Below are 4,814 nucleotides of genomic sequence, written 5' to 3' on the forward strand. Positions count from 1 at the left end.
TAATCAGGGATAAAGATGAAGATAAATAAATAAATAACTAAATAACTTAAAACTTACAACTGATAAACTTACAACTGATAACTAAATAACTAATTAACTTAAAACTTACATCTGATAACTGATAACTGATAACTGATAAACCATGTGGACTCAAATTGCCCGACATATTGCCCAAACCACGGAAAAACCCTTTGAAATCGAGAAAAGTCATCCCGTTAGTGGTGGCTGCATCAATCAGGGTTATGCTGTCAGTGGCAATGGTTTAATTTATTTCGTTAAGATTAACCAAGCGAACCAAGAGGCCATGTTTGCAGCCGAAGCTTTAGGATTAAAGCAAATTCACGCCACCAAGACTATCAGGGTTCCAGAGCCAATTTGTTGGGGAATTGCCGAGAAATCTAGTTATTTAGTGCTAGAGTGGCTAGAATTCGGCGGTGGCAATAGTCAAAGCTGGGAAAAAATGGGGCAAAATTTAGCTCGTTTACATCAAGTTTCCCTGTCTGATCGCTTTGGTTGGCAGTGTAATAATACCATTGGTTCTACTCCCCAGATTAATACCGTTAGTAACAGTTGGGCGGATTTTTTCGCTCATCAGCGTATTGGCTATCAATTAAGACTTGCAAAGGAGCGCGGCGGCAATTTTCCCGACGAGGATCAAGTTATTCCCGCTATTAGCGAGATTTTGAGTCAGCATCAACCCCATCCCTCCCTCGTCCATGGTGATTTGTGGTCGGGAAATGCGGCCATTACCGTCGATGGGGAACCGGTAATTTTAGACCCGGCCACCTATTGGGGAGACCGGGAGGTAGATTTAGCCATGACGGAACTTTTTGGCGGTTTTCCGGCGGCTTTTTATCGGGGTTATAACGATGTTTTTCCCCTCGATGCTGGTTATCAACAGCGCAAAACTCTTTACAATCTCTACCATATTCTCAATCACTTTAATTTATTTGGTGGTGGTTACGCTTCCCAGGCCAATCGGATGTTACAGGAAATTCTTTAAGGGTTTTACTTGTGAATCTTTACCGAGGATAAGTTATGTCTATTCGAGAAACTACTGTGATTAAAACTCCAGAGACAAAAGTATGGACTGATGCAGAATTTATGGCGTTACCTGACGATGGTAATCGTTACGAATTAGTCAAGGGAGAGTTAACTAATATGGGGAATTCTGGGGCTTTACACGGTTATATTGCCATTATTTTAAGTGCTGCTTTATTCGCTTTAGTAACATCTCGAAAACTAGGGGTATTATTGGACTCCAGCACTGCTTTTACTATGAAAAATGGCAATAAACGTTCTCCTGATATAGCCTTTTTTGCCAAGGACCGTCTGCAAGGATTGGAAGAATTGCCGACGGGTTTTTTAGAAGGTGGGCCCGATTTAGTGGTAGAAATTCTCTCTCCAGGGAATACAGTGGCAGAAATCGAGGACAAAATTGCCGAGTATTTTGCCAATGGTACTCGTTTGCTCTGGGTTATCAGTCCAGGTCAACACTATGTTTTAGTTTATCGTTCCGGGTACGAACCGCAGGGATTATTAACATCAGGAGATTTTTTGGAGGGGGAAGATGTGGTTCCGGGGTTCACTTTTCCCGTGGCTGATTTGTTTCAAAAACTATCTTTTTGACTCTTTCTTCTCAACAAATCGGCTAATAAATCGGCACTGTCACTAATGGCTAGATGAGAAGCTTGTTGAGCCATGGCGGCCAATTTTTCGGGATTAGACCATAAATCGAGGACTAATTCGCTTAAAAACTGAGCAGTTAACTCATTTTGACGGTAAAGATAAGCGGCTTGAGCTTCAGCAAAAACTTGGGCATTATAGAACTGATGGTCTTCGGCAGCAAAAGGATAGGGAATTAAAATCGAAGGCGTACAAGTGATCGCTAATTCTGTTAAAGTGCTGGCACCGGAGCGACTGATAGCCAGATTAGCTCTTTGCCATAATCCTGCCATATTGTCGTAAAAAGGCTGGGAAAAATAGTTAGAATGGCGCAAACTATCCGCTTCGGGGTCGTTTTCTCCCGTGAGATGCACGATATAAATGCCTTTTTCTAACCATTGGGGAGCGCTTTGTCGCACAAGTTGATTAAGAGCCACGGCCCCTTGAGAACCACCGGCAACGACAATTAAAAAAGCATCCTCTGGAATCGGTAAATCTAGGGACTGGGGAATGAGAAACTGCTCCCGTACTGGTGTACTAACCCAAGTGGTGCGAGTGCCGGGTAAATAGCTGGCGGTTCCCTGAAAACCGAGGGCAACCGTATCGCACCAGCGACCGAGAACTTTCGTGACTTTGCCCGGTATGTAGTTAGATTCGTGTAGGATGACGGGAATATTGGCTAAACGAGCCGCTAAAATGGTCGGGCCCGCGATATAACCCCCGGTGGTAAAAACTGCCGCTATCTGACGTTTTTTGATTAAACTACGCACTTGCCAAATGGCCCGCAGTTGACTGAACAGAATCTTGAGAGTTTTTAACCCCAAACGGGTTTGAAATCCCTCAATGGGGATGGTGTGCAGGGGATAGGTTTTTGGAACTAAGGACTGTTCGAGACGGTCTGGAACTCCTAACCATTCAATCTCGTAATCCGGCAAGCGCTCGGCCAGGGCCAAAGCGGGAAATAAATGACCACCAGTACCACTAGCGGCAATCAGTAGACGGGTTGGAGTGCGTGCCATAATTCGAGAGAGGGGAAATTCAGCCCTAGAATGAAATAATCTACCATAGTTATTGATCGATCCTTACACAAACTATCACTAATGCGTAACTTGAACACGATCCCCGATAAATTTTTTCGTCAATCCCTCAATTTTTCCCTATCGTTGCTGTTAGGTTTGGGGTTAACTTTCACCCTCGCTACCGGTTTGCGGGCCGAAAAGCCAGAAACTGCTCCGGCTAATTTAAAAACGCTTATCTCCAAAATCGAAACGGCGGCTAATGAGCGAGATATCAAGCAATTAATGGAGTTTTATAGCCCGAAATTTACTAACTCCGATGGCTTGACCTACGAAAAAACTAAAAAGGCTTTAACTCATTTTTGGGAACGTTATAACAATCTAGAATACACCACTACTCTCGAATCTTGGAGTCGTTCCGGGGACAAGTTAACGGCCAATACAATTACTAAAATTACCGGGACGGGAAAGGTGCAGGGACGAGTGGTGGGAATGAATGCTACGATTCGTTCTCGTCAACAATTTCAAGGGAATAAACTGGTTTATCAGGAGATTTTAAGCGAGAGAGTCGAGTTAAGCACCGGCAAAAATCCCCCCAGTATTCAAGTGAGAATTCCCGAAAGGGTGAAAGTGGGTGAAGAATTTGATTTTGATGTGATTGTCCGCGAACCTTTGGGGGATGATTTATTGGCCGGAACGGCGATCGATGAGAAAGTAGATATTGAGCGTTATATTAATACAAAGCCTCTAGAATTGGAATTATTACAGTCCGGCGGTTTATTTAAGCGGGTAAAAGCGCCGGCAACACCGGAAAATCGCTGGTTATCGGCGATTTTAATCCAAGGCGATGGGATTGTTGTCGTTACTCAACGGGTTAAGGTAGAAAAGTAATTTTTATCTAAGTAGGGTTTGCTGAAAAAGCTTGTTGGTGGGGTGTGGGGTGTAGGGTGTAGGGTGTGGGGTGTAGGGTTTTATTCCCCCCGTTCACTCCAATGGCTGGCACTTTCATGCAATTTAATCCTTATTTTTGCCGTTTTTGAACCCTCAAAAATTAATTATGCAAGAGGTTTAATAAATACTCTGATTAAGCATAGAGGTGGGAAACATCGCTCGTCCATACTTTAAATTTTGTTAAATTTACTTGACCAAAAGAAGTTGTTAGGGAAGCATCGACGGCATCTAAGCCGCGAGTCATTAAAATCCGCCCGATTCTGGGGGTGTTATGACGAGCATCAAAGGTGTACCATTGATGGTCTAAATAAACTTCAAACCAAGCACTAAAATCCATCGGTAGAGGTTGGGGAGAAATACCGATATCTCCGAGATAGCCGGAGGCATAACGGGCGGGAATATTTAGGCAACGGCAAAAAGTCAAAGCTAGATGGTTAAAATCGCGACAAACCCCCGTTCTTTCCCGATAGACATCATAGGCGGTTTTTGTCACCCGCGCGTATTCGTAACCAAAACGAATGTGACTATGAACCCAATCACAAACCGCTTGTACCCTTGCCCAACCGGGGGGAGTTTGTCCGAAAAGTTCCCAGGCAATTTCCGAAAGCAAATCTACTTCACAATAACGGCTACTCATTAGGTAGGGAAAAACTTGGGTTGGTAACTCTGCTAAGGGAATTTCTTGGGCATTCCAATTAACGATGTCGGGTTTCCATTCATTCTCGATAACTGCTTCATTGTGAATGCGAATCTGTCCGTCGGGTAAAATTAGACGACTGGTTCGATTACCGAAGCTATCTAAAAATTCTTCTATTTTTGTTGCCGGTTCCACCTGCAAATTTTCCGATTGTCTAACTTGATCTAAAATTGAGGGGTGTAGATAAAGTTTTAACAACATGACCACGGGTAAGGGGGCATCAAAGCCAAATTCATAACCAACATGGATTAACATTAGGACTCCTATCTAAATGAAATTTTGTCAGGATTGGTAGAGATGAAACGCCAATAATCGCCAGACTGAAAAAAGTTGGGACCGACTACTTAGGGGCTGCTGAAAAAGTTTTTCGTGGGGGCAGGGTGTGGGGTGTGGGGTGTGGGGTGTGGGGTTTTACCCATTTTCAGGTGGTCAATTACCTAATTTTCAGGGAAAAAATCCCTAAATTTTCCCCCCAATCACTCCAA

The 4,814-nt window shown here is 43.6% G+C and carries 5 protein-coding genes; 3 read left to right on the plus strand and 2 right to left on the minus strand.

Translation table 11 applies throughout. The features are described from left to right. The first annotated feature begins 142 nt into the window (after window positions 1–142). Both PX636_RS19910 and PX636_RS19915 read left to right on the plus strand, forming a co-directional pair. Entirely contained in the window at window positions 143–1,003 is an 861-nt protein-coding gene (locus tag PX636_RS19910) for a fructosamine kinase family protein (RefSeq protein ID WP_287705334.1), read from the plus strand. A 35-nt stretch (window positions 1,004–1,038) separates the two neighbouring features. Next, window positions 1,039–1,629 (plus strand): Uma2 family endonuclease, encoded by a 591-nt coding sequence (locus PX636_RS19915; protein WP_012265383.1) that lies wholly within the window; start codon window positions 1,039–1,041, stop codon window positions 1,627–1,629. Here PX636_RS19915 and murG read toward each other — a convergent pair. Next, window positions 1,611–2,684 carry an undecaprenyldiphospho-muramoylpentapeptide beta-N-acetylglucosaminyltransferase gene (gene murG / locus PX636_RS19920; protein WP_002798878.1) on the minus strand — a complete coding sequence of 358 codons (1,074 nt, stop codon included), beginning with the start codon at window positions 2,682–2,684 and terminating at the stop codon, window positions 1,611–1,613. The genes PX636_RS19915 and murG overlap by 19 nt on opposite strands. A gap of 81 nt (window positions 2,685–2,765) precedes the next feature. Here murG and PX636_RS19925 point away from each other — a divergent pair, with 81 nt between their 5' ends. Beyond that, window positions 2,766–3,572 carry a DUF8623 domain-containing protein gene (locus PX636_RS19925; protein WP_288118463.1) on the plus strand — a complete coding sequence of 269 codons (807 nt, stop codon included), beginning with the start codon at window positions 2,766–2,768 and terminating at the stop codon, window positions 3,570–3,572. A 193-nt stretch (window positions 3,573–3,765) separates the two neighbouring features. On the opposite strand, the gene PX636_RS19930 is transcribed toward PX636_RS19925, so the two are convergent. After that, a complete protein-coding gene (locus tag PX636_RS19930) occupies window positions 3,766–4,584 on the minus strand; it encodes a transglutaminase-like domain-containing protein (RefSeq protein WP_002798875.1) in 819 nt (272 codons plus the stop codon). Window positions 4,585–4,814 lie beyond the last annotated feature (230 nt).

It is taken from the genome of Microcystis sp. M53598_WE2, from assembly GCF_030067735.1.
GTDB classification, from domain to species: Bacteria; Cyanobacteriota; Cyanobacteriia; order Cyanobacteriales; family Microcystaceae; genus Microcystis; species Microcystis aeruginosa.

What these genes read in the sequence shown, in the direction of transcription:
- PX636_RS19910 (WP_287705334.1), top strand. Translation starts at nt 143, where the DNA reads ATGTGGACTCAAATTGCCCGACATATTGCCCAAACCACGGAAAAACCC.
- PX636_RS19915 (WP_012265383.1), top strand. Translation starts at nt 1,039, where the DNA reads ATGTCTATTCGAGAAACTACTGTGATTAAAACTCCAGAGACAAAAGTA.
- murG (WP_002798878.1), bottom strand. Translation starts at nt 2,684, where the DNA reads ATGGCACGCACTCCAACCCGTCTACTGATTGCCGCTAGTGGTACTGGT.
- PX636_RS19925 (WP_288118463.1), top strand. Translation starts at nt 2,766, where the DNA reads ATGCGTAACTTGAACACGATCCCCGATAAATTTTTTCGTCAATCCCTC.
- PX636_RS19930 (WP_002798875.1), bottom strand. Translation starts at nt 4,584, where the DNA reads ATGTTAATCCATGTTGGTTATGAATTTGGCTTTGATGCCCCCTTACCC.